Annotated in this window: 23 protein-coding genes; 13 read left to right on the top strand and 10 right to left on the bottom strand. The window is 73.5% G+C overall.

Annotation, left to right across the window (positions count from 1 at the left end; translation table 11 throughout):
• Positions 1–83: 83 nt before the first annotated feature.
• A complete protein-coding gene (locus CMN_RS01360) occupies positions 84–1,265 on the bottom strand; it encodes a glycosyltransferase (protein ID WP_015489074.1) in 1,182 nt (393 codons plus the stop codon).
• A gap of 291 nt (positions 1,266–1,556) precedes the next feature.
• Between CMN_RS01360 and CMN_RS01355 the strand changes: the two genes are divergently transcribed.
• A complete protein-coding gene (locus tag CMN_RS01355) occupies positions 1,557–2,141 on the top strand; it encodes a GNAT family N-acetyltransferase (protein WP_015489073.1) in 585 nt (194 codons plus the stop codon).
• Between the two features lie 50 nt (positions 2,142–2,191).
• Here the strand turns inward: CMN_RS01355 and CMN_RS01350 are convergent, their stop codons facing one another.
• The gene (locus tag CMN_RS01350) at positions 2,192–3,265 is read right to left on the bottom strand and encodes a GTP-binding protein (protein WP_015489072.1); all 1,074 of its coding nucleotides are present in this window, start codon (positions 3,263–3,265) and stop codon (positions 2,192–2,194) included.
• A gap of 99 nt (positions 3,266–3,364) precedes the next feature.
• On the opposite strand from CMN_RS01350, the gene CMN_RS01345 reads away from it, so the two are divergent.
• Positions 3,365–3,685: an Lsr2 dimerization domain-containing protein gene (locus tag CMN_RS01345; RefSeq protein ID WP_015489071.1), complete on the top strand. Its 321-nt coding sequence runs from the start codon at positions 3,365–3,367 to the stop codon at positions 3,683–3,685.
• Between the two features lie 42 nt (positions 3,686–3,727).
• A complete protein-coding gene (locus tag CMN_RS01340) occupies positions 3,728–4,318 on the top strand; it encodes a GNAT family N-acetyltransferase (protein WP_015489070.1) in 591 nt (196 codons plus the stop codon).
• A 67-nt stretch (positions 4,319–4,385) separates the two neighbouring features.
• On the opposite strand, the gene arfA is transcribed toward CMN_RS01340, so the two are convergent.
• The 3 genes from arfA to CMN_RS01325 all read right to left on the bottom strand — a co-directional run bounded on the left by arfA (position 4,386) and on the right by CMN_RS01325 (position 8,279).
• Positions 4,386–5,909: an arabinosylfuranosidase ArfA gene (gene arfA, locus CMN_RS01335; RefSeq protein ID WP_015489069.1), complete on the bottom strand. Its 1,524-nt coding sequence runs from the start codon at positions 5,907–5,909 to the stop codon at positions 4,386–4,388.
• A gap of 159 nt (positions 5,910–6,068) precedes the next feature.
• Positions 6,069–7,310 (bottom strand): AAA family ATPase, encoded by a 1,242-nt coding sequence (locus CMN_RS01330; RefSeq protein ID WP_015489068.1) that lies wholly within the window; start codon positions 7,308–7,310, stop codon positions 6,069–6,071.
• Positions 7,311–7,355: 45 nt separating this feature from the next.
• Positions 7,356–8,279, bottom strand: coding sequence for a serine hydrolase domain-containing protein (locus CMN_RS01325; RefSeq protein WP_041465383.1), 924 nt, complete (start codon positions 8,277–8,279; stop codon positions 7,356–7,358).
• 644 nt (positions 8,280–8,923) lie between these two features.
• Between CMN_RS01325 and CMN_RS01315 the strand changes: the two genes are divergently transcribed.
• The 9 genes from CMN_RS01315 to uraD all read left to right on the top strand — a co-directional run bounded on the left by CMN_RS01315 (position 8,924) and on the right by uraD (position 18,373).
• Positions 8,924–10,297, top strand: a complete 1,374-nt coding sequence (locus CMN_RS01315) for a nucleobase:cation symporter-2 family protein (RefSeq protein ID WP_015489065.1) — start codon at positions 8,924–8,926, stop codon at positions 10,295–10,297.
• Positions 10,294–11,625, top strand: a complete 1,332-nt coding sequence (gene allB, locus CMN_RS01310; protein ID WP_015489064.1) for an allantoinase AllB — start codon at positions 10,294–10,296, stop codon at positions 11,623–11,625. The genes CMN_RS01315 and allB overlap by 4 nt, the downstream gene beginning before the upstream one ends.
• A gap of 27 nt (positions 11,626–11,652) precedes the next feature.
• Complete coding sequence (locus CMN_RS01305; protein WP_015489063.1) at positions 11,653–12,852, top strand: amidase family protein; 1,200 nt, start codon at positions 11,653–11,655, stop codon at positions 12,850–12,852.
• 19 nt (positions 12,853–12,871) lie between these two features.
• A complete protein-coding gene (locus CMN_RS01300; protein WP_041465198.1) occupies positions 12,872–14,143 on the top strand; it encodes a pyridoxal-phosphate-dependent aminotransferase family protein in 1,272 nt (423 codons plus the stop codon).
• Complete coding sequence (locus tag CMN_RS01295; protein WP_015489061.1) at positions 14,140–15,390, top strand: allantoate amidohydrolase; 1,251 nt, start codon at positions 14,140–14,142, stop codon at positions 15,388–15,390. Before CMN_RS01300 ends, CMN_RS01295 begins: the two co-directional genes overlap by 4 nt.
• Positions 15,387–16,220, top strand: a complete 834-nt coding sequence (locus CMN_RS01290) for a MurR/RpiR family transcriptional regulator (protein ID WP_015489060.1) — start codon at positions 15,387–15,389, stop codon at positions 16,218–16,220. The genes CMN_RS01295 and CMN_RS01290 overlap by 4 nt, the downstream gene beginning before the upstream one ends.
• Positions 16,221–16,589: 369 nt before the next feature.
• A complete protein-coding gene (gene uraH / locus CMN_RS01285) occupies positions 16,590–16,934 on the top strand; it encodes a hydroxyisourate hydrolase (protein ID WP_015489059.1) in 345 nt (114 codons plus the stop codon).
• 3 nt (positions 16,935–16,937) lie between these two features.
• The gene (pucL, locus tag CMN_RS01280; RefSeq protein ID WP_015489058.1) at positions 16,938–17,855 is read left to right on the top strand and encodes a factor-independent urate hydroxylase; all 918 of its coding nucleotides are present in this window, start codon (positions 16,938–16,940) and stop codon (positions 17,853–17,855) included.
• Positions 17,852–18,373, top strand: coding sequence for a 2-oxo-4-hydroxy-4-carboxy-5-ureidoimidazoline decarboxylase (uraD, locus tag CMN_RS01275; protein WP_227077714.1), 522 nt, complete (start codon positions 17,852–17,854; stop codon positions 18,371–18,373). The genes pucL and uraD overlap by 4 nt, the downstream gene beginning before the upstream one ends.
• A 34-nt stretch (positions 18,374–18,407) precedes the next feature.
• On the opposite strand, the gene CMN_RS01270 is transcribed toward uraD, so the two are convergent.
• Positions 18,408–18,806 (bottom strand): hypothetical protein, encoded by a 399-nt coding sequence (locus CMN_RS01270; protein WP_015489056.1) that lies wholly within the window; start codon positions 18,804–18,806, stop codon positions 18,408–18,410.
• A complete protein-coding gene (locus tag CMN_RS01265) occupies positions 18,803–19,345 on the bottom strand; it encodes a GNAT family N-acetyltransferase (RefSeq protein ID WP_015489055.1) in 543 nt (180 codons plus the stop codon). Before CMN_RS01265 ends, CMN_RS01270 begins: the two co-directional genes overlap by 4 nt.
• A gap of 39 nt (positions 19,346–19,384) precedes the next feature.
• Here CMN_RS01265 and CMN_RS15410 point away from each other — a divergent pair, with 39 nt between their 5' ends.
• Positions 19,385–19,519, top strand: coding sequence for a hypothetical protein (locus tag CMN_RS15410; RefSeq protein WP_258560774.1), 135 nt, complete (start codon positions 19,385–19,387; stop codon positions 19,517–19,519).
• 90 nt (positions 19,520–19,609) lie between these two features.
• On the opposite strand, the gene CMN_RS01260 is transcribed toward CMN_RS15410, so the two are convergent.
• The 3 genes from CMN_RS01260 to CMN_RS01250 are packed head-to-tail and all read right to left on the bottom strand — an operon-like array spanning position 19,610 to position 23,894.
• Positions 19,610–21,970 carry a beta-xylosidase/alpha-l-arabinosidase gene (locus tag CMN_RS01260; protein ID WP_015489054.1) on the bottom strand — a complete coding sequence of 787 codons (2,361 nt, stop codon included), beginning with the start codon at positions 21,968–21,970 and terminating at the stop codon, positions 19,610–19,612.
• On the bottom strand, positions 21,967–22,872 hold the full coding sequence (locus CMN_RS01255) for a carbohydrate ABC transporter permease (protein ID WP_015489053.1): 906 nt from the start codon (positions 22,870–22,872) through the stop codon (positions 21,967–21,969). Before CMN_RS01255 ends, CMN_RS01260 begins: the two co-directional genes overlap by 4 nt.
• The gene (locus CMN_RS01250; protein ID WP_015489052.1) at positions 22,869–23,894 is read right to left on the bottom strand and encodes a carbohydrate ABC transporter permease; all 1,026 of its coding nucleotides are present in this window, start codon (positions 23,892–23,894) and stop codon (positions 22,869–22,871) included. Before CMN_RS01250 ends, CMN_RS01255 begins: the two co-directional genes overlap by 4 nt.
• Positions 23,895–23,904 lie beyond the last annotated feature (10 nt).

Below are 23,904 nucleotides of genomic sequence, written 5' to 3'. Positions count from 1 at the left end.
CGTGCTGTCGGGTGCCGCGCGCACGACTCCTTGCGGGATCCGCAAGGCCGGAGCGACGGCCCCGGTCGCCGCTGCCGCCGGCGTCAGCGCAGGAGCGCCTCGATCCGCTCCACGACGTCGGCGGGCGACGGCAGCGCACGCATCTCGTCGGCCACGGCGGCGGCGGCCGCGCGGTGGGCGGGATCGCCGAGCATGCCCCGGATCCGCGCCGCGATCTCCGTCGGCGTCGCCCGCGCGTCGAGCATCGCGCCCGCGCCGAGGTCCCGCACGCGCTCGCCGTTGGGGAGCTGGTCGGCGCCCAGCGGGAGCACGAGCAGGGGCACGCCGTGCGCCAGGGACTGCGTCATGGTGCCGGATCCGCCGTGCGACACGACGAGGTCGACCACCTCCAGCATGCCGTTCTGCGGCACATACGGCTCGAGGCGCACGTTCGCGCCCGGCACCCCGAAGCCGGCCGGGTCGATGTCGGGCCCCGTCGTGACCAGCGCGCGCACGGGGAGCGAGGCGAGCGCCGTGATGATCCGCGGGAGCAGGTCGCCGGACGCCCGGTTGAAGATCGTGCCGAGGGTCGCGTAGACGCGGTGCTCCTGGTCGCCCGCCGCGAGCCAGGCGATGGCGGGGTGGTCGCGGTCCGCCTCCGGGGCGTCCGGGCGCATCCGCGTCATCTGGCCGCGGCGCTCCCGGAGGGGGCGGAACGAGGCGGGGAACGGGATCACGGCGAGCTGCCCGTCGATCCCGGCCAGCTCGTGGTCGGGTGCGAGGCCGACCTCGGCCCGGAAGCTCTGCATCGGCCCGCGGATCTGCTCGATCCACCCGTCGGGCGCGGTCGCGAACACCTCGACCACGACGCAGGGGATGCCGACGCGTTCGGCTGCGACCATCGCCCCGAAGTCCTGCCCGTCGCAGACGACGACGTCGGCCGACCACGAGGTGGCGATCTCGATGACGGCGTCGCGCGCGTCGCGGCCGGTAGGACCGAGGAAGTACGGCGCCATGTCCTTCAGGAGCGTGTCCGCGGACACCGGCACCAGCCGGCCCGTGCCCTCGCCCCGCGACGACGCGGGCGCGGTCGGCACATCCCGGGGATGCAGGTGATCGAAGCCGGTCTGGTCGCGGATCACCGATCGCGCTCCCGCGAGGGCGGTCTCGTGGCCCGCCGCGGCCGCCGCACGCGCGAGCGGGAGCAGGGGGCCGAGGTGACCGCGCCCGCGGGCGAAGGAGAAGAGCATGCGCGCCCCGCGCGGGGCTCCGGTCACGGTCGTCATGCAGCGGCGCTCCTTCGGAGACGGGCGCGCACCACGGCGGAGCAGCGCGCGAGCGAGGGGAGGGGATCCCGCGTCGGCGACGGCAGCGGTGGCGGCTCGACGGGTGGATGGACCTTGGCATGCGCCGCGCGCCTCACGGGCCGGCCCCTCCACAAGCGCGGACGCCCGCCCGGCCGATGGGGAGGATCGTCGCGCGGCGGCGCATCAACTCCTACGGTCACAGCGAACGGTCCCCCGGCCGACGCGATCCGCGCGTCCTCGCCCGGCACGGACCGGCAGGAGGAGACCGACATGACCATGCCCGAGGTGAGGGATGACCAGACGGGGACGAGGATGCCGCAGGACGCGCCCCTCGACATCGGGTTCGCGAGCGCGTCCGACGCGGAGGAGCTCGCCGCGCTGGTGCTCGCCGCGTACCGGGAGCCCTCCCCGGAGAAGCAGATGACGCGGGACGCGGACCTGGCGCACGGCGACCGCACGAGCGTCGAGGAGATCCGCGCGTCGATGGCCGAGGGCATCGCGACGTTCATGGTCGCGCGGGACGGCGACCGCATCGTCGCCTGCTGTGAGCACCGCCTCCTCGACGCGGAGACGGCGCTCCTGGGCATGATGGCGGTCGCGCCGGATGCTCGGCTCTCGGGGATCGCGAAGCGCCTCGGACGGCAGACCCTGGGGTACCTGGCGACCGTGCGCGGGTGCGCGCGGGCCGAGATCCACGTCTTCTCCGAGCACACGGGGATGATCGCGCGGTACCAGCGCGAGGGCTTCGTCGCCACCGGCGAGACCCGGCCGGTCCCCGCGGAGCTCAGCAAGGTCGACGGGCTGCACTTCGTGGTGCTGCGGCTCGACCTCGCGGCGGCGCTGCGGGCGCGGTGATCGCGGCCGGACGACGCCGAGGGGCGCGGCCCGCGCCGCGCCCCCCCGGCTCAGTGCCGGTGCTCGGTGTCCCAGACGGGGAACGGATCCGCGTAGCCGTGCCACGCATCGGGCCCCGCCACGAGCTCGCCGGGCTCCAGGAGGCAGGCGCCGAGGATCCGGTCGAGCAGGGCGCCGTCGAGGTGCTCGCCCACGAACGCGATCTCCTGCCCGGCGGGCGAGTCGGCGTCCCAGCTGCGCATCGCGGTCGGGTCGAGGCTCAGCACGTCACCGGCGGTCGCCCACGAGCCGACGGTCGCGGGCCGCGTCGCGAGGCGCACCAGCCCGCGGGAGCGGACGATCCGGCCGACGGGGCCGGGCACGAGGTCGTGCGCGACGGCCTGGTGCAGGCGACCGGGGTGGAACGGGCGGGGATCGCGGAACACGTGCACGCCCATGCCGCCGGCGGTCGTCGGCGCGGCCTCGCCCGCGAGCGCGAGCTGCCATCCCATGCCCGCGGCGAGCCCTCGTGCGCGACCCCGGCCGATGCGCAGGGGCGCCGGCGCGAGCGATGCCCGATCGGCCGTGGCGACCACGCGGGCATCCGGGGCCAGGTGCGCGAGCAGCGCGACAGCGCGACGGGCGTCCGGGGTGGGGCGGTCGGGATCCAGGTCGTCGAGCACCACGACGCTCGCGCACTCGAGCCGCCCGGCCAGCCGCTCGGCCGCGTCGAACGGCGTCGCGTCGGCGCCGCTCGGGTCGAGCAGCAGGTCGCGGATCTCGGCGACAGAGGAGACCGCGACCACCTCGAGGATGCCGATGGGCGTGGATCCGGGATGCCGCGCCTCGACGACGTGCTCGAGCACGAGCGCGACCTCGAGCGGGTCCGCGGCGGGCTCGAGCGCGACGACCGCGAGCCCGGTGCGCCCATCGTCGGCGTCCGCGATGAGGCCCTCGGCGAGGTCCGCGCCGAGGTCGCCGCTGTCGCCGCCCGGCGCCTCGACCACGGCGGGCGGTGCCGACGCGGGTGCGCCGACCGCGGCAGCGGCGACGCGCGACGCGACCGCGAGGTCGCTCGCCGAGACGAGGGCGACGGCCAGCCCGCCGCGGACGACGGACGGGCGGGCGTTCGCGTGGGGATCCATCCGTCCAGCCTAGAAGAGAATCGTTCTCATCTGCATCGCGATCGATGTCCGCACGGCGGCCTAGGCTGCGAGAGGGGATCGAGAGCTCGAGGAGACGGCATGACCGACGACGTGGATCCGCGCGACGAGGCGACCGAATCGGTGCGCTTCGGCATCGACGGCATCGTGCACGAGATCGACCTCGACCCCGCCGGCGCACGCGCCCTCCGCGCCGCGCTCGCGCCGTACGTCGCGGCCGGGCGGCGCACGACCGTGACGATCACGCCGATCCGCGACGAGCCCACGCGCCACGCGGCCCGCCCCGCCGGCGAGCGCGCCGCCGCCCGCGCCTGGCTCGAGGCGAACGGCCACACGCTCGGCCCGGGCGGCCGCATCTCGGCGACGCTCATGACGCTGTACCGGGGCCGCGACGGGCGCTGACCCCGGATCGCGGAGGCCTCGGCGGCCCGGCACGATGGACCCATGAGCGCCGAGCCCCGCCTGTTCCCCGCCGTCCCGAGGCTCGAGGGCGAGCGCGTGATCCTCCGCCCCTTCTCCCCCGCCGACATCGACGCCATGGGCCCCGTGCTCGCCGACCCCGACGTGATCCGCCTCACCGGATCCGCGCACACGACCACCGAGGTCGCCGAGATGGCCGCGCGGACGGAGCTCGACGACCGCACGCGCACCTGGTACGCGACGCGCGCCGAGCAGACCGACCGCCTCGACCTCGCGCTCATCGACCGCGCGACGGACGCGTGCGTGGGCGAGGCCGTGATCAACGACTGGAGCCCCGAGGACCGGAGCGCGAACCTCCGCATCCTCATCGGCCCCGCCGGCCGCGATCGCGGGCTCGGCTCCGAGGCCGTCGGCCTGCTCGTCGACCACGCGTTCGCCGCGACCGACCTCGAGCGCGTCTCCCTCGAGGTCATGGACTCCAACCCCCGCGCCCGCCGCGTCTACGAGCGCGCGGGCTTCGTCGAGGAGGGACGCCTCCGCGGCGGCTTCCGCTTCGACGGCGAGCCGGTCGACGTGATCGTCATGGCGCTGCTGCGCTCGGATCCGCGGGGCTGAGGCACCACGCACGACGCCCGCCGGCCGCGGGTGCGGCGCGACGGGCGCGTGGGGGAACGGGCGCGGATCAGCCGAGCGACACGGCCGTCCACGACACGGGCGGCAGCGTGATCGTGAGGGTGCCGTCGGCGAGCGTCGCCGACGCGTTCTCCGTCAGGCCCACGCGCTCACGGTCCTCGAAGGTGTTCTTCGCGTAGACGTCGTCGTCGTGGATCCCGACCGCCTGGAGCACCTCGGACACGGCGAGCCCGGCGACGTCGACCTCGATCGTGAGCGCGTCCGAGAGGCTGCGGTTCACGAGGAAGACCGCGGCGCGGCCGGTGGCCTCGTCGAAGGTCGCGACGGAGTCGACGAGCGGCGCGGTGCCGTGCACCTCGGTCTCGTACGTGCCGACGTCGATGCGCGGCTTCAGCACCTCGCCCTGCGCGAGGCGGCTGGTGACCGAGAACGGGAAGAAGGTCGTCTGGCGCCAGGCGCCGCCGCCGGTCTCCGTCATGATCGGCGCGATCACGTTCACGAGCTGCGCGAGGCTGGCGGAGGTGACGCGGTCGCTGTGCTTGAGCAGCGTGATCATGAGGTTGCCGAGCACGACCGCGTCCGCGACCGAGTAGACATCCTCGAGCAGGTGCGGCGCGTAGGGCCAGCCCTCCGTGATGACGCCCGACTCCTGGTGCTCGTCGAGGTACCAGACGTTCCACTCGTCGAACGAGATGTTGATGGTCTTGTCGCTCTTGCGGCGGTACTTGACCTGGTCGGCCGACGCGACGACCGTGCGGATGAAGTACTCCATGTCGAGCGAGGAGGCGAGGAAGCTGCCGAGGTCGCCCTTGCGCTCCTGGTAGTAGGCGTGGGCCGAGATGAAGTCGACGTTGTCGTACGCGTGCTCGAGCACGGTGCGCTCCCACTCGCCGAAGGTCGGCATGCCGGATCCGCTGCTGCCGCACGCGACGAGCTCGAGCGTGGGATCCACCATCTTCATGGCGCCGGCGGTGCGGTTCGCGAGCTTGCCGTAGTCGTCGGCGGTCATGTGGCCGACCTGCCACGGGCCGTCCATCTCGTTGCCGAGGCACCACATCTTCACGCCGTGGGGCTCGGGGGATCCGTTGGCGATGCGCTGGTCGGAGAGGGCCGTGCCGCCCGGGTGGTTGGCGTACTCGAGGATGTCGAGGGCCTCGAGAACGCCGCGCGTGCCGAGGTTGACGGCCATCATCAGCTCGCTGCCGGTGAGCTCGCACCAGCGCGCGAACTCGTCGAGGCCGACCTCGTTGGTCTCGAGCGAGTGCCAGGCGAGGTCGAGGCGCTTCGGGCGCTCGGCGCGCGGGCCGACGCCGTCCTCCCAGCGGTAGCCGGAGACGAAGTTGCCGCCGGGGTAGCGGATGGTGCTGGTGCCGAGCTCCTTGACGAGGTCGACGACGTCGCCGCGGAAGCCGTCCGCGGTCGCGGTGGGGTGGCCGGGCTCGTAGATGCCGTCGTAGACGCAGCGGCCGAGGTGCTCGACGAACGAGCCGAAGGTGCGGCGGTTGACGGGGGCGACGACCGAGTTGCGGTCGATGGCGATGCGGGCGTCGGCCGCGGGGCGGGCGTCGGTCATGGAGTGGTCCTTCACTTCATCGGGAGCGGGGCCGATCGACGCCGGCGGTGCCGGGTGGATCCGAGCCTTTACAACGTTGTAAGAGCAACGCGGATCCATTCTCGCGGGGGCGTCGGGGCAGTGTCAACGCGACGCGGGCCCCGCGGCCAGTCGACCGCCTCACCCGATGCGCGGCCAGGCACTGGTGAGGTGCGCCTCGATCGCGCGGTGCCGGAAGCCGTAGGCCGTGCCCCGGTCGATGATGCCGCGCACGGTGTCGAGGCGCTGCGCCGTGGTGCCGACCTCCGCGGCCCTCGACCGGCCCATCTCCTTCGCGATGCGGGTGAGCGTGCGCTCCTCGGCGGGCAGCGCGGCCATCGCCTCGATGAAGGCGCGCTCCCGCGGGGGCAGCCGTTCGAGGATCCGCTCGACGTGCGCGGCCGCCTCGCGCTCCGCCCCGCGCCAGCCCGCGTGCACCTCGTCCCGGGTGATCGTCGGCCCGGATCCCGCGTACCAGGCGCGCTCCCCAGCCAGCTGGAAGAGGAACGGCTCCCCGCGGCACAGGTCCACGATCGCGGCGACGGCATCTTGGTCCATGCGGATGCGGCGGGTGCGGCCGGAGCCGTCCGCGACCTCCCAGCCCGGCACGACGAAGTCCTGCAGCGCTGCGCGGATGTCCTCGTCGTCGATCGCGGTGAGCACGGTGGTGCGGAAGCGCCGGGCGAAGGTCGCGCCCTTGTGGGCGCCAGCGCGGTCCTCGAAGTCCGGCAGGCCGGTGAGGTAGACGGCGATCGGCAGGGACCGGAGCACGTACGCACCGCCGGGGATCCTCACCTCCTCCTCGTGCGTGATCGCGTCGCCGAGCGCGATCAGCAGCTGCGAGAGCGTCCGCTCGTCCGTGATGTTCTGGACCTCGTCGACGTGGACCAGGGCGACCCGGTCGTGCCGCATGGCCGCGCGGCCGACCTCGACGAGCAGTGCCGTCAGCGCCGTGTACGGCTCCGGGCCGCTCTGCGCGGATCCCCCGCGCACGGTGAGCGAGAGCCCGGCGGCCGCGACCGTCTCCACCCGCGCGATGGCGTCCTTGATGCGCTTCTCGCGCACCGCGGGCAGACCGGCAGCGCGCGCGAGCTCCAGCACCGCGGCCGCGACCGGCTTCAGCGGATCGGCGCCGAGGGGGATGCGGAGTTGCGGCGTGACCCAGTCGCCTTCGCGGGCGGCGGTCTGCGCGATGCGTCGCACGAGGGAGGACTTGCCGAGCCCGGGTTCGCCGAGGACGGTGCGCCCGCGCTCGGGGAGCCCGCGGAGAAGGCGGGGGCGGACGACGTCCCGCCAGTCGCTGAGCTGCTCGGTGCGGCCCGCCCAGATCTCCGGGACGGTGTCCGAGCCGGGACTGAAGGGGTTGTCGGTCGCGTCGCGCATGTTGGTAATGTTACCAAGCTCGTGGTGGATTGGTAATGTTACCAATCACGTCAGATGAGTGACGACCCCTCGACCGACCACCTGCGCCGGATCCGTGACGGCCTCCGCGGCCAGCTCGGCGAGCAGGTGGTCCCGCTCCTCCTCGTGGGCGGTGATGGTGACGACCGCGTCGCGGGATCCGTCGACCAGCACGTACTGGCCGTAGCGGCCGTCGAGGCGCCAGGCGTCGCCGGGGCCGTCCCAGGTCGCGAGGCCGTAGCGGGCGAAGGGGGCGGCAGGATCGGCGCCGGTGTCGACCCAGGATCCGTGCATCCGGTCGACCCACTCCGCGTTCACGAGCTGCCGGCCCTCCCCCGCGCCGCGGTCGCGCAGCAGGCGGCCGATGCGCGCGAGCTCGCCGGTGCGCAGCTCCAGGCCGCTGCCGCCCACGATGAAGCCGAGCGGGCAGCGGTGCCACTGCGGGTTGTCGATGCCGAGCGGCTCGAAGAGGCGCGGGAGGAGCCAGTCGCGCACGTCGCCGACCGCGGCCGCGAGCATCCGCATGGCGACGTAGGAGCTGGCGTCGCTGTACTGGAAGACGCGGCCGGGGCCGCGGGTGGGGAGCCCGAGCATCGCCTGCGCGAGGTCGGATCCGGGGACGGGCTCGTCGCCGAACCACGCGAAGTCGATGCCGCTCGTCATGGTGAGGAGGTGCTCGACGGTGACCTCGTCGACGCCCGGGCCGAGGTCGAGGCCGGGCAGCAGCTCCGGCACGCGGGTGTCGAGCCGGAGGATCCCCTCGTCCACGGCGATGCCGACGGCCAGCGCGCACACGCCCTTGGACACCGAGTACAGGTTCTCGCGGTCGTCGCTGCGCCAGCGGTGCGCGACCTCGTCGTCGCCGACCCGCACGACGACGCCGTACGCGCCGAGCCGCTCGCGGTCGATCCCCTCGACGAGGCGGGCGAGGGCGTCGGCGGCGGTGCTCATGGATCCAGTGTGGCGCGGGATCCGGGTCTTCCGCAGGCGGGGGAACCATGCGAGGGTGGCGGCTCGGCACATGGATGAGAACGACATGAGGCTCGCGACGCGCATCACGATCGGGGTGCTGGCGGTGGAGCTCGTCGCCCTCGGGTGCTGCTGCTCCTCGCGGATCGGTGGGAGGACATGGGCTGGCCCGCGCTCGGGATGGACCACTGGGTCGTCGGAGTCGGCTTCGCCCTGCAGCCGCTCGTCGTGCTGACGGCGGTCGTGCTCGTGCTCCTGGCGGCGACGCGGATCCTCGTGGCGGAGGTCGGGGCGCGGCGGGCGCGTCGCGCGCCGGTCCCGACGACCGCAGCGACGGGTAGTGGGTCAAGACGGCGGGGTCGGAGCGGATCGCGTGCACCTCTGCCGCATCGACCGGAGAGGGAGGTGGAGGTCGAGCCGGGCCATGCGGTCCTCGGGGGCGGCGAGGCGGGCGGACGTCATGCGTCGACGGTAGCGGCCGGGTCCGCGCAGGCGCTCGCGGAGACGGGGCGCTCGACGCCGTCGCCCGAGACCGTCGTTCCCGGACGCCACCGGACGGCACGCTCGTTCGCGACCGGACGCCCGACCGAAACGCCGGGGAAACAGTGGTTGGTTAGCGTCCGGACATGAGCACAGCATCGCGCCGACGAGCAGCTGACACCAGCACGGGCGACGGGGTCGACACCGTCCCGCCGCTCGCCCGGCTCCTGCCCCTCGGGCTGCAGCACGTCCTCGCGATGTACGCGGGCGCGATCGCCGTCCCGCTCATCGTCGGCGGTGCGCTCGGCTTCGACAGCGCCGACCTGGCGTTCCTGATCAGCGCCGACCTGTTCGTCGCCGGCCTCGCCACCATCGTGCAGTCCGTCGGCTTCTGGCGCTTCGGGGTCCGTCTGCCGCTCGTGCAGGGTGTCACCTTCGCCGCGGTCGGACCGATGATCGCGATCGGGACCGAGCACGGCATCACCGCCGTGTACGGGGCGACGATCGCCTGCGGGGTCTTCATGGTCGTCGTCGCGCCGTGGTTCTCGCAGCTCATCCGGCTGTTCCCGCCGATCGTCACCGGGACGGTCATCCTCATCATCGGGCTGTCGCTGATGAGCGTGGCAGCCGGGTGGATCACCGAGGGCGGGGAGGACGGCGCCGCCCGCCCCGTCGACGTCGCGTTCGCCGCCGGCGTGCTCCTCGCCATCGTGCTCGTCGAGCGCTTCGCACCCCGGGGGCTCGCCCGGGTCTCGGTCCTCGCCGGCCTGCTCCTCGGCACCCTCGTGGCGCTGTTCGTGCCGGGGATGGTCGACGGGTCCGGCATCGGCCAGGCGCCGTGGTTCGCGGTCGTCACGCCGTTCCACTTCGGCCTGCCGACGTTCGACCTCGCGTCGATCGTGTCGATGCTCGTCGTCGGGCTCGTGATCATGACCGAGACCACGGGCGACATGGTGGCCATCGGCGAGGTCGTCGGTCGACCTCTCTCGAACCGGACGCTCGCGGACGGGCTCCGGGCGGACGGCCTCGGCACCGTCGTCGGCGGGGTCTTCAACACGTTCCCGTACACGGCGTTCGCGCAGAACGTCGGACTCGTGGCGCTCTCGGGGGTGCGTTCCCGGTACGTCGCGACGGCCGCGGGCGGGATCCTCGTCGTGCTCGGCCTCGTGCCCAAGGTCGCGGCGGTGGTCGAGGCGGTGCCGCACGCGGTCCTCGGCGGCGCCGGCGTCGCGCTGTTCGGGATGGTCGCGGCGAGCGGCATCCGCACCCTGTCGCGGGTCCGGTTCGACAACCGGAACGTGCTCGTCGTGGCCCTGCCGCTCGGGATCGCGCTGCTGCCGACCGTCGCGCCGTCGATCTACGCGGCGTTCCCGACGTGGTTCACGCTCGTGTTCGACTCGGGCATCTCGGCCGGCGCGGCGTCCGCGATCCTGCTCAACCTGCTGCTCGGCACCGGGAAGGCCGCCGAGCCCGCGACCCTCCCCGGTGGCGTCGCGATGACGGACGCCGACCGGCTGTGACGGCGCCCCGACCGGCCGTGCTCGCGTTCCGATGCGCCCGAGCCTGGGTCGACGGGGCGCTGCGCCCGGCGACCGTGACCGTCGTCGAGGGACGCATCGACGAGGTGCTGCCCCTCGACGCCCCCCTGGGCATCGATGCCGACGTGCACGTCGTCGCCGACGGCCACGTCCTGCTGCCCGGGCTGGTCGACACGCACGTGCACGTCAACGAGCCGGGGCGCACGGAGTGGGAGGGCTTCGCGTCCGCCACCCGCGCCGCGGCGCTCGGCGGCGTCACGACGATCATCGACATGCCGCTCAACTCGATCCCGGCCACGACGACCGTCGATGCCCTGGCCGTCAAGCGCGCCAGCGCCGCGGGCCGGCTGGCCGTCGACGTGGGGTTCTGGGGCGGCGCCGTGCCGGACAGCCTCGGCTCGCTCGACGGGCTGCACGAGCAGGGCGTGTTCGGGTTCAAGTGCTTCACCGCGCCGTCGGGCGTGGACGAGTTCCCGCACCTCGGACTGGAGCAGCTCCGCGCCGCACTCCAGGAGGTCGCCGACATCGATGCGCTGCTCATCGTGCACGCCGAGGACCCCGCGCACCTCGTCGACCACGGGGCCCTCGGCGGCCGCTACGCGGACTTCCTCGCCACCCGCCCCGCCGCAGCCGAGGAGTCCGCGATCGCGCAGGTGATCGACGGCGCCCGTGTGACCCGGGCCCGGGCCCACGTGCTGCACCTCTCCGACGCCGGAGCGCTGCCCATCATCCGCGCGGCGAAGGACGACGGCGTGCGGATCACGGTCGAGACCTGCCCGCACTACCTGGCGTTCGAGGCATCGACCATCCCCGACGGCGCGACCGAGTTCAAGTGCTGCCCGCCGATCCGCGACGACGCCAACCGCGACGCGCTCTGGCAGGGGCTCCTCGACGGCACGATCGACATGGTCGTGTCGGACCACTCGCCGTCGACCGCCGACCTGAAGACCGACGACTGGGGCCTGGCGTGGGGCGGCATCGCCGGGCTGCAGGTCGGCTTCCGCGCCGTGTGGACCGAGGCGATGCGCCGCGGCGTGTCCCTCGAGGACGTCCTGCCCTGGTTCACGACCGGCCCCGCGGCGCTCGCGGGCTTCGCCGACCGCGGTCGCATCGCGCCCGGAGCGCTCGCCCACCTCACCGTGTTCGACCCGTCCGCCACCGAGGTCATCGAGGTCGCCGGACTGGCGCACCGCAACCCGGTCTCCGCCTTCGCCGGCCTGGAGGCCCGTGGCCGGGTCACCGGGACCTGGTTGCGCGGCGAGCCGGTCACCGCCACCTCGGCGGCCGGGGAGCTGGTCGCCCGTGGCTGACGCGCGACCCCATGCGGCGGTCGACGCATGATCCTGCACGGGAGCTGGCCCGAGGGGCTCGAGCGGGCGTCCGCCCGGACGGTGTGGCGCGTCGTCGGCGACCCGCTCGTGCACGGTGCCCCGGACGGGCCGCTCACCGGGATCCGCGTCGCCGTCAAGGACCTGTACGCGGTCCGCGGGCACGTCGTCGGCGCGGGCAACCCGACCTGGGAGCGATCGGCGCCGGTCTCGACGGTCACCGCCCCGGCCGTGCAGGTGCTCCTCGACGCGGGGGCCGACGTCACCGGGATCGCCCGCACCGACGAGTTCGCCTATTCGCTCGCGGGGCAGAACGCGCACTTCGGGTCGCCGCCCAACGGAGCCGCCCCGACCAGGATCGGCGGCGGGTCGTCCTCGGGCTCGGCGTCCGCGGTCGCGCTCGGGCAGGCGGACCTCGGGCTCGGCACCGACACCGCGGGGAGCCTCCGCGTGCCGTCGAGCTACCAGGGCCTGTGGGGCCTCCGGACGACCCACGGCAGCGTCCCGCGCGACGGGCTCGTGCCCCTGGCGCAGTCGTTCGACACCGTCGGGTGGATCGCCCGGTCGGCGTCCGTGCTCGCGTCGGCGGCCGATGCCGCCGTCCGCCCGGGCCCGGGCGTGGACGTGGACGTGGACTTGGACGACGGCACGCTCCTCGTCTGCGACGCCCTGCTCGACGCCGTCGAACCCGCGACCGCCGAGGCGTTCCGGGGATGGCTGGCGGCGACCCGTCGGCCCGTCCGCCGGATCGACCTGCCGCCGCCTGGCGACCTCGCCGAGACCCTCCGGATCGTCCAGGCCGCCGAGGCCTGGCGCAACCACGGACCCTGGATCGACGCGCACCCCGGCGCCGTCGGGGACGACGTGGCCGCGCGGTTCGCGGCAGCGGCCACGATCACGGCGGAGGACGAGGCGCTCGCGCGAGAGCGGCTCGACCGCCTGCGCACCCGCGTCCGCGAGGCGATCGGCACCGGCGTGCTGACCCTCCCGACCGTGCCGGGGCCCGCGCCGCTCCGGACGGCCACCGGGGACGCGGTCCAGCGCACCCGGCTCGCGACGCTGCGGATGACGGCCGTCGCCGGCATCGGCGGGCTGCCGGCGGTCAGCGCGCCGTTCCTGCAGGTCGAGGACGCACCCGTCGGCGTCTGCCTGCTCGGACCGGCCGGGTCCGACCGCGCGATCGTCGCGCTCGCCGGGACGATGTCGTAACAGGCGTTCCCTTATCCTCATGACCGGAACGGAGATCCCGATGCTGCCAGTGAACCCGCCCGCCCGGCTCCTCATGGGGCCGGGGCCGATCGACGCCGACCCGCGCGTGCTGCGAGCGCTCTCGACGCCGCTCGTCGGCCAGTACGACCCGTGGATGACGTCGACGATGAACGACACCCAGACGCTGTACCGGCAGGTGTTCGGCACCGCCAACGTGGCCACGGCGCTCGTCGACGGCACCTCCCGGGCCGGGATCGAAGCGGTCCTCGTGTCGCTGCTCGCACCGGGGGACCGCGTCCTCGTGCCCGTGTTCGGGCGGTTCGGACACCTGCTCGCCGAGATCGCCGGGCGGGCCGGGGCCGAGGTCCACACGATCGAGACGGCATGGGGGCAGGTGTTCCCGACCTCCGCGATCGAGGACGCGATCGTGGCGACGAGGCCGAAGGTGCTGGCGGTCGTCCAGGGTGACACCTCCACGACGATGAACCAGCCGCTCGACGAGCTCGGCGCGATCTGCGAGCGACACGGCGTGCTGCTCTACACCGACGCCACCGCATCCATCGGCGGCAATCCGCTCGAGGTGGACGCGTGGGGCATCGACGCCGTCAGCGTCGGGCTGCAGAAGTGCCTCGGCGGGCCGTCGGGCAGCGCTCCCGTGACGCTGTCGCCGCGCGCCACGGCCGTGCTCGACGGGCGGCGCAGCGTCGAGGCGGGCATCCGCGAGCCGGGCGACGAGATCCTCGACGAGCCGATCCGTTCGAACTACCTGGACCTGGCGATGATCCTCGACTACTGGGGACCCCGCCGGCTGAACCACCACACCGAGGCCGCGTCGATGCTCTACGCCGCCCACGAGTGCGCCCGGATCCTGCTCGAGGAAGGCCGCGACGCCGTCGTCGCCCGGCACGAGCTCGCCGGCCGCGCGATGCTGACCGGCGTGCAGGAGCTCGGGCTGCGGGTCTTCGGGGACGTGGCGCACAAGATGCACAACGTCGTCGCGGTGCGGATCCCGGACGTCGTCGACGGGGACGCCGTGCGCGGGGCCATGCTCGCGGACCACGGCATCGAGATCGGGACCTCGTTCGGGCCCCTGCGCGGGCGTGTCTGGCGCATCGGGACCATGGGCTACAACGCCCGCAAGGACGCCGTCGTGACGACGCTGTCCGCGCTCGAGCAGGTGCTGCGTCGGGGCGGGTTCCCCGTGCCGCAGGGCGGCGGCGTCGACGCGGCGCTCGACGTGTACGCGGCCCCGACCGCGGCAGGCCCGGCGCCATCGGCGGTGGTGGCGTGACGGCCGCCGCCGTACCGGACGCCGCGACGATCGTCGGGTGGTGCGGCGAGCTCGCCGCCGTGACCTCGACGCCCGGCAGCATCACGCGCGTGTACCTGTCGCCGGAGCACGAGCGCGTCAACACGATGGTCGCGCGGTGGATGCAGGGCGTCGGGATGACCACGTGGCAGGACGCCGCCGGCAACCTGCACGGCAGCGTCCCCGGCACGCGCGACGACGCGCCCGTCCTGCTCATCGGGTCGCACCTCGACACCGTCGTGGACGCCGGGCCCTACGACGGCATCGTCGGCGTGCTCCTGGGGGTCGCGGCGGTCGCCCGGCTGAAGGTCCAGGGACCGCTGCCGTTCGGCATCCAGGTCATCGCCTTCTCCGACGAGGAGGGCACCCGGTTCGGCAAGGCGCTCCTCGGGTCCTCGGCGGTCGCCGGGGTGTGGGACGACGCCTGGTGGGACCTCGCCGACGCCGCCGGGATCTCGCTGCGGCAGGCGTTCACGGACTTCGGACTCGACCCCGCCCGTGTCGGCGACGCCGCGATGGACCCGGCCCGACTCGTCGGGTACCTCGAGGCGCACATCGAGCAGGGGCCCTTCCTGGACGAGGCGGGCCAGGCGCTCGGCGTCGTCACAAGCATCGCCAGCGCCCGACGGTTCACGGTCGAGGCGGTCGGCGAGGCCCGGCACGCCGGCGGCACCCCGTACGAGCGGCGGCACGACGCCCTGCTCGCCGCGGCCGAGGCGGCACTGGCCGTCGAGCGGATCTGCCGCAGCTCGCACCACCTCGGCGCGGTCGGCACCGTCGGCACGATGACCGTCGCACCGGGCGCGGTGAACGTCGTGCCGGGGCTCGCGTGGTTCTCCGTCGACCTGCGTGCGGAGTCCGACGACGGACGCGACCGCGTCTGGGACGAGATCGTCACGGCGTTCGCCGGCATCAGGGAGCGTCGTGGGGTGAGCGTGACCCCGACCGAGGTGCACCGCGCTCCCGCCGTGCTCTGCTCGCCGCGCCTGATGGCCGCCGTCCGCGCCGGCATCGTCGCCACCGGACAGGCGCAGCCCATGGAGCTGTTCTCGCGCGCCGGCCACGACGCCATGTCGCTCGGGCGCATCACCGACGTCGCGATGCTGTTCCTCCGCAACCCGGACGGCATCAGCCACCACCCGGACGAGTTCGTCTCCGTCGGCGACATCGCGCTCGGGCTGGACGCGCTCGTGGAGGCGATCGCCCACCTGGGACGGAGCGCGTCATGACGGCGGCGCAGCCCGATGTGCGCGAGCGCATCGACGCCGTCTGGGATCGGCTCTCGCCCGCCGAGCGCCGGGTCGCCGCGATGGTCCGCCACGACCCGGAGCTCCTGCTCGTCGGGACCTCCGCGCACCTCGCCGCCGAGTCCGGGACGTCGAAGGCCACCGTCTCGCGGCTGGTGCGCTCCCTCGGCTTCCAGGACGCGGCCGATGTGCGGCGAGAGCTCATGGCCGCCCGGGGCAGCGGGATGCCGTGGGTGGCGGAGGATGCCGCTCACGTCGACCAGCGCGCGGTCGAGTCCCGGAACCTCCATGCGGCGTTCGCGTCCCTCGCGCGCGCGGATCGCTCGCGCCTCGCCCGCCGGATCGTGCGCGCCCGCCGGGTGATGCTGTCCGGTGAACGCGGAGCGCACCCGGTCGCGCTCCAGCTCCGGGCTCAGCTCCTCCAGGTGCGACCGGATGTGCGCATCGTCCCCGCGCCCGGGCAGCGCCTGGGAGAGGAGGTCGCCGACCTCGACCGGCGTGACGTGGTCATCATCGTCTCCGTGCGCCGACACGCTGCGGGGATCGACCGGCTGGTCCAGCGCTGCGTCGCGTCGGGAGCCGACGTCGTCGTGCTCGGCGACCCGACGGCAGCCGTGCTCGCCGCGCCCGCCGCCACGACGATCCTCTGCCCCGTGGACTCGCCGTCGGCGTTCGACTCGCTCGCGGCGATGTTCGCCGTGATCGCCGCGATCGCGAACGACGTCTACGACGCCGCGGGCCGGACGGGTCGGGACCGGATCGCGGCCATCGCGACCGCCTACGACGCACTGGACGAGCTCGCCGGACCCTAGGCGGCTCCGGCGCTCCCGTTCCGAGGCCGGTGCGCCGCGACCACCCTCAACACGCCGGCAACAAGGAGGAAACATCCGCCTCCTACGGTCGATCCCAGGAACGATCGCCGCATACCGGAGGGAGCCAGCCATGTCGGGTACGTCCACGTCCGTCGCTCGCCCCGCCTGGAACCGCGGGGCGATCGCGCACGGGAGGCAACCCTCGGTCCGTCCCTGAGCGGGACGCTGCCTCCGACCGGCGCTCGACCGGTCGCCCGCTGCATCCGCAGCCCCTCCTCGCGCGATCGTCAGGACCGACATGACCGACATGACCACCGCCATGAGCCGTGCGCTCGCCCCCTCCCCCGACCATCGCGTCGGGATGACCCCGTGACCACGTCCACGCCCACGACGCTGTCGACGCACGTCCTCGACACCGGCCGAGGTGAGCCCGCCCGGGGCCTCCGCGTGGATCTCGCTCGTGCGGACACCGGCGACCGCATCGGCTCGGCCTCGACCGACGGCGACGGCCGCGTCGCCGCGTTCGCCGAGGCGCTCTCCGCCGGCACCTACACGCTGACGTTCGACACCGGTGCGTACTTCGCGTCGACGGCCACGGCGCACTTCTTCCCGCACATCACCGTGGCGTTCACGATCCCGGACGGGGCCGCATCGCACTACCACGTGCCCCTGCTGCTGAGCCCGTTTGCCTACTCCACCTATCGAGGAAGCTGACCGATGCCCCATCCTCCCGGTTTCGTCCTCGGAACCCATCAGTACGGCAAGGCCGAGGTCCGACTCGTGCGCGTCACCCGCGACACGTCCCGGCACGCCATCGAGGACCTCAGCGTGACGACGCAGATGCGCGGCGCGGCACTGGACGAGTCCTATTACAGCGGCGACAACTCGCTCGTCCACGCGACCGACTCCCAGAAGAACACCATCTACGCCTTCGCGAAGAGGTTCGGCGTGCGCAGCCCCGAACGGTTCCTCCTCACCCTCGCCTCCCACTTCATGGACGCCTTCCCGCAGTACGACGGCTGCACGCTCTCCGCGGAGCAGTACGGCTGGTCACGGATCACCGCGGACGGCGCACCCCACGACCACTCGTTCGTCCGAACCGGCGGAGGGACCCGCACCAGCGTCGTGCAGAGGGACGCCGCGACCGTCCACGTGCTCGGCGGCGTGACGGATCTGACCGTCCTCAAGTCCGCCGGCAGCGAATTCCACGGGTTCCCGCGCACGGAGCACACGACGCTCGGGGAGACCGCGGACCGCGTCCTCGCGACGGACGTCACCGCGCGATGGCGCTACGTGGAGGCCGCGGCGGACACGTCGGACTTCGACGATGTGCACGACCGAGCTGTCGCGGCCCTGCTCGAGGCCTTCGCCACCGTGCATTCCCTCGCATTGCAGCAGACGCTCTTCGCGATGGGGCGAGCCGTCCTCGAAGCCTGCCCGGAACTCGCGGAGGTGAGGCTCGCGATGCCGAACAACCACCACTTCCCGGTCGATCTCGCGCCCTTCGGCCTCACGAACGACAACGAGGTCCTCTTCGCCGCGGACCGCCCCTATGGCCTGATCAACGGCTCGGTCGTGCGGGACGGAGAGCCGGCAGCACCGGGTGCGTGGGTGTCCGTCCCCGGGTTCCTGTGAACGCCGTGGTCGTCGACGGCGCCCGATGGGACCGGTTCCTCGCCCTGCCCCCCGATGCCGCACGGGAGCTCGCGCTGGAGTGGGCGGCGATCCCCTCCTGGGCGTCCGCCCTCGCCGCGGCGCGCCCCTACGGCTCCGTCGAGGAGCTGAGCAGGGCGGCGCGCGACGCCGCGGAGGCGTGGACCTGGCCCGAGGTGATGGCGGCCCTGGCGGAGCACCCCCGCATCGGGCAGCGGGCCGCGGAGACGAGCCGCGGCGCATCGTCGTCGGTCGTCGAGCAGGCCGCGTCCGCGGGTCCGGATCCCGACACCGCGGCGGCGATCCGGGCTGGCAACGTCGCGTACGAGGACCGGTTCGGGTGGGTGTTCCTCATCCGCGCCGCAGGACGCTCGGCGCCCGAGATCCTCCTCGAGCTGCAGCGCCGATCGCAGAACGGCGTCGCCGACGAGCAGGTCGAGGTGCGGGCAGCCCTCCGCGACATCGCCCTCCTCCGCATCGACCGGGCCTTCGGGCGCTGACCGCGCTGCGCAGCACCGCTCCCGGGCTGACCGCTCAGCCCCGCGCGACCAGCGCCGCGAGCCGGTCGAGGTCGTCCGCGACGAGCGCCGCGTCCTCCGCGAGCGCGATGTCGGTCATGCCCGGCCGACGGAAGAGCGTGAAGACGACCTCGCTGCCCTCGTCGTTCGGGAGCACGCGCAGCGGGTTGCGCACCACGGTGCCGTCGGGGAGCGTCACGTCGTGGTCGAGGATCCCGAGCTCGCGCGGGCCCGTGAACGCGATCTCGATCGCGCCCATCGGCGAGTCCGACAGCCAGCGGCCGCCCTCGAGCCGGATCCCCGAGCTGACGCCCGCCGCCCACTCGGGCAGCCGCGCGGGATCCCCCGCCACCGCGACGACAGATGCCACGTCGGCGTCGACGGAGCGGGTGATGTGCGTCGCTGGCCAGGTCACGATCCGACGCTACCCGGAAGCGGCACGACAGCGGTCGCTGGATCCGTCGCGAGCCGCGCGTGCGTCTCCACGTCGAAGCGCTCGTCGCCGTAGCGGAGCTTGGCGCGCTCGATCCCCTCGGCCGCGAAGCCCGAGCGCGTCGCGACCCGGCACGACGCCGGGTTGTTCACGCGGTGGCCGAGCTCGAGGCGGAACAGGCCGTCGGCGAAGCCCCACGCCGCCGCGCCCGCGAGCGCCCGGGTGGCGAGACCGCGGCCGCGGCCGGATCCCGCGAGCCAGTAGTGCAGCCACGCCGTGTCGTGCCGGCGGTCGATCGCGGAGACGCCGACGCTGCCGATCGCGACTCCCCCGTCGACGATCGCCCAGATGCGGTGCGCGTCGTCGGAGGCGAGCGGACCCGAGATGTGGGCCTCCGCCGCCTCGATGCTCGACAGGTCCGCGCCGCCGAGCTGGGTGACGAGATCCGGCGTCGTGAGGAACGCGTCGCGCAGGGCGGCGGCATCGGACGCGGTCCAGGGGCGGAGGCGGGGGCCGGTCATGCCCCCACCCTGCCAGCGCGCGCCCGGCGTCAGTACTCGGTGCCGGGCGCCGACCTCCGCATCGTCGTCTACACGGTCGTGCCGGGCAGCACCGACGAGGCCCGGCTGGACCTGCTGCGGGTCACGGGCCTGCAGACGCTGACGACGGCGCCCGTGGAGGTGGCGGGGGCCTGACGGCGCCGGCCGGCAGCCTGCCCGCGCACGACGGAGCCCCGTCCGCCGCGCGTCGAGGGCGTGGCGGCCGGGGCTCCGGCATGACGGGGATCAGCTCGGCTCGAGCACCCGCTCGGATGCGCCGACCGCCTCCACCGACGTGCCCACGTACCGCTCGTCGGCGACCGTCACGTGGTGCGCGGATCCGGTGACCGCGATGGCCGCTTGCGTCTCCTTCACCGCGCTCGACGACCCGACCCACAGCTCGACCGCGCCCGGCTCGACCACGCGGCGGTACCGCAGGTCCGTGAGGGCGAGGCGGGTGGTGGGCACCCGGAACGTGACGCGCGCGGACTCGCCTGCCGCGAGATCCAGCCGCAGATAGCCGAGCAGCTGCGCGACGGGCCGCGTGACGCTGCCCTGCACGTCGCGCGCGTAGAGCTGCACGACGTCGGTGCCGTCGCGGTCGCCCGTGTTGCGGACCACGACGGTCGCCGTGAACGCCTCCCCCGCCGCGACCTCGGCCGATTCCACGGACAGGTCGCTGCGCGCGAAGGTCGTGTACGACAGGCCGTGCCCGAACGGGAGGACGGGCGTGGGATCCGCGCTCGTCACCTCGCTCGGCCCCCCGAGGATCGGGTGCAGGTACGAGAACGGCTGCGCGCCCGCGGACCGCGGGAGCGACACGGGCAGACGGCCCGACGGAGAGACCCGACCGGAGAGGACGCCCGCGATCGCGGATCCGCCCTCCTCGCCCGGGAAGAACGCCTGGAGCACGGCCGCCGGAGCGGTCTCGCCCTCCAGAGCCCAGGCCACCGCGTACGGCCGGCCGGTGAGCAGCACCACGACCACGGGGGTCCCGGTGGCGCGCACGGCCTCGACCAGCTCGCGCTGCACGCCCGGCAGCTCGAGGCTCTCGACGTCGTTGCCCTCGCCGACCGTACCGCGGCCGAACAGGCCCGCCCGGTCGCCGACGACCACGACCGCGAGGTCGGATCCGCGCGCCGCCTCGACCGCGGCGTCGAAGCCGGAGCGGTCGTCGCCCTCGACCTCGGCGCCCGCCACGACCACGAGATCGCTGTCGGGCAGCTCCGCGCAGAGCGCCTCGGCGACCGTCGTGATCGCGAACCCGAGCGGCGTGCCCGGGTGGTGCGCGAGCACGTGGTTCGCGAACGAGTAGCAGCCCATGAGCGCCTCGGCGCTGTCGGCGTTGGGGCCGATGAGCGCGATCCGTGCGGGAGCGGTCCGGCCGGCGCCCGCGAGCGGCAGCGTGCCGTCGTTGGCGAGCAGCACCACGGACTCCTCCGCGAGCCGGCGCGCGACGTCCCGGTGGGCCGGGGTGTCGAGGTCGATCTCCGTGGGCGGCGCGTCGAACGTCGCGTCGAGGAGCCCCAGCTCCTCCTTCTCGTCGAGCACGCGGAGCACCGCGCGGTCGACGAGCGACTCGTCGGCGAGGCCGGCGCGGATCCGCTCGGCCAGCGGCGCGAGGTACGCGTCGCCGGTGGGCAGCTCCACGTCGATGCCGGCGGCGAGCGCGAGCTCGGCCGCCTCGCCGCGGTCGCCCGCGACGGCGTGCATCACCTGGAGGAAGGCGACGGAGAAGTAGTCGGAGACCACGACGCCGTCGAAGCCCCAGCGCCCGCGCAGCACGTCGGTGAGGTACTCGGGCGTCGCGCCGACGGGCGCGCCGTCGATCTCCGCGTACGAGTTCATGACCGAGCGCACCCCGCCGTCGAGCACCGCCATCTCGAAGGGCGGCAGCAGCACGTCCTCCACGAAGCGCGGGCCCACGTGCGCGGGCGCGTGGTTGCGGCCGGACTGCGAGACCGAGTAGCCGACGAAGTGCTTGAGCGTGGCGTGGATCCCGGCCGACTGCAGGCCCTTCACGTACGCGGTGCCGATGGTGCCGACCACGTACGGGTCCTCGGCGATGCACTCGTCGACGCGGCCCCAGCGGGCGTCGCGGATCACGTCGAGCACGGGCGCGAGGCCCTGGTGTACGCCGAGCTCCGCCATCGACCCGCCGATGAGGCCGGCCATCTCCTCCACGAGACCCGGGTCGAAGGACGCGCCCCAGGCGAGCGGCGTGGGGAAGGTCGCGGCCTGCCACGCGGCGAGGCCGGTGAGGCACTCCTCGTGGACGAGCGCGGGGATCCCGAGCCGCGTCTCCGTCCGCAGCCGCCTCTGCTCGGCCCACAGCCACGACGCGCGCTCGACGGGATCCACCGGCCGCGTGCCGTACACGCGGGTGAGGTGCCCGAGGCCGTGCTCGGTCGCCTCCTCGTACTTGCCGGTCGTGGCCATCTCCCCCTGCATGGGCGCGACGACCTCGCCGCCCTGGTCGACCCAGTAGCCGACGATCTGCGCGAGCTTCTCCTCGAGCGTCATGCGCGCGTGCAGCTCGCGCACGCGCTCCGACACCTCGGGGAGCTCCACGGCGCCGGATGCCGCGGTCGTCTCCGCCCCGGTCACCCCTTCACCGCGCCCGTGAGGCCGCCGACGATGCGGCGCTCGAAGATCGAGAAGAAGATCAGCGCCGGGATCATCGACAGCGACGTGAACGCCAGCACCTTGGCCGTGTCCACCGAGTACTGCGACGAGAACGACTGCACGCCGAGCGGCAGCGTGTAGATCGACGGGTCGCTCAGGAGGAACAGCGGCAGCAGGTAGGAGTTCCAGCTGCCGATGAACGCGAGGATGCCCACCGTGATGACACCGGGCATCGACAGCCGCACGACCATGCGGAAGAAGAACCCGATGCGGCTGCACCCGTCGATGAACGCGGCCTCCTGGATCTCGTCCGGGATGGCCCGCAGGAACGGCACCAGGATGATGATCGTCGTCGGGAGAGCGAACGCGATCTGCGGGAGGATGATCCCCGGCAGCGAGTTCGTGAGGCCCAGCGAGCGGATCACGATGTACAGCGGCGTGATCGCCACCGTGATGGGGAACATGAGCCCCGACGCGAACAGCGCGTAGAGCGCTCCCCGCCCGAAGAACGTGTAGCGGGCCAGGACGTAGCTCGCCATGAGGCCGAGCACGACCGCGCCGACCGTGGTGCCGATGGCCGCGATGAGCGAGTTGCCCACCTGCCGCCAGAACATCGAGCCCGTGAGCACGTCGAGGTAGTTCTGCACCTGGAACGGCGACGGGAAGCCCGCCGGGTCGGTCGTGATCTGCGCGTTCGTGCGGAACCCGCCCAGGATGATGTACGCCACCGGCGTCAGCATCAGGGCGATCAGCACGACCGCGACGAGGTACGGGATGGGGTTGTTCCCCTGGCCGGGCGCCTTGGCCCGCGTGGGCCTCGGCGTCTTCGCCGAGTAGGTGGGATCGAGGTCCGCGTTGCGCGGAGCCGCGGTGACGGCGGTCACTTCTTCTTCCTTCCCGAACCCGTGAGGGCGCCGGCGGTGTCGCGGTTGAGCACGAACCGCTGGTAGACGAGCGCGACGACCAGGGAGATGAGGAACAGCACCACGGCGACGGCGTTGCCGTACCCGTAGTTGCCGGATCCGCGCCCGTTCGCCACGAGGTACGTGGCCATGGTCGAGGTGCCCGCGGTGGCGGAGATGTACTGGCCCCAGATGATGTAGACGAGGTCGAACAGCTGCAGCGAGCCGATGATCGACAGGAACGCCCAGATGCGCAGCGTCGGCGCGAGCAGCGGCAGCGTGATGCGCCGCTGGATCTGCCAGTACGACGCGCCGTCGATGGCGGCCGCCTCGCTGAGCTCCTCGGGGATGCCCTGGAGACCGGCGAGGAAGAGGATCACCGCGAAGCCGATGTACTTCCACGTGATGATCGTCATGAGCGACCAGATCGCGATGTCCGGGTTCGCGAGCCAGTCCTGGCGGAGGTCCCCCAGGCCGACGTTCTCGAGGAAGCCGTTGAGCGCACCGGAGCCCTGGAGCATGAGGCTCCAGCCGGTGCCGACGACGACCTCGGAGATCACGTACGGCACGAAGATCAGCACGCGGATGATCGACTGGCCGCGCAGCTTCCTGTTGAGCAGGAGCGCCACGAGGATCGCGACGGGGCCCTGGAGCACGAGCGACAGCACCACGATCACGGCGTTGTGCATCAGCGCCTCGTGGAACGTGGGGTCCTGGAGGATCGTGATGTAGTTCCGGAAGCCCACGAACACCGTGGGCGGGCCGAAGCCCTGCCAGCTGAAGAACCCGTAGTAGGCCGCCATCACCACGGGGTAGATGACGAAGCCCAGGAAGAAGAGGAGGGCCGGGCCGACGAGGATCAGGACCTCGAGGCGACCGGACCAGTCGAGGCCGCGGCGTCGCGCACGACCCACCGAGGGCGGCGTCGTCGCGACGCCGCCCTCGGGGTGTGCAGGATCAGCCGCGGGACGCTGCTCGTCGAGCGAGCTCTCGCGGATGGCCATGTCGGTGCGC

It is taken from the genome of Clavibacter nebraskensis NCPPB 2581 (genome assembly GCF_000355695.1).
GTDB classification, from domain to species: domain Bacteria; phylum Actinomycetota; class Actinomycetes; order Actinomycetales; family Microbacteriaceae; genus Clavibacter; species Clavibacter nebraskensis.
This window is presented reverse-complemented; position numbering and strand designations above follow the sequence as displayed.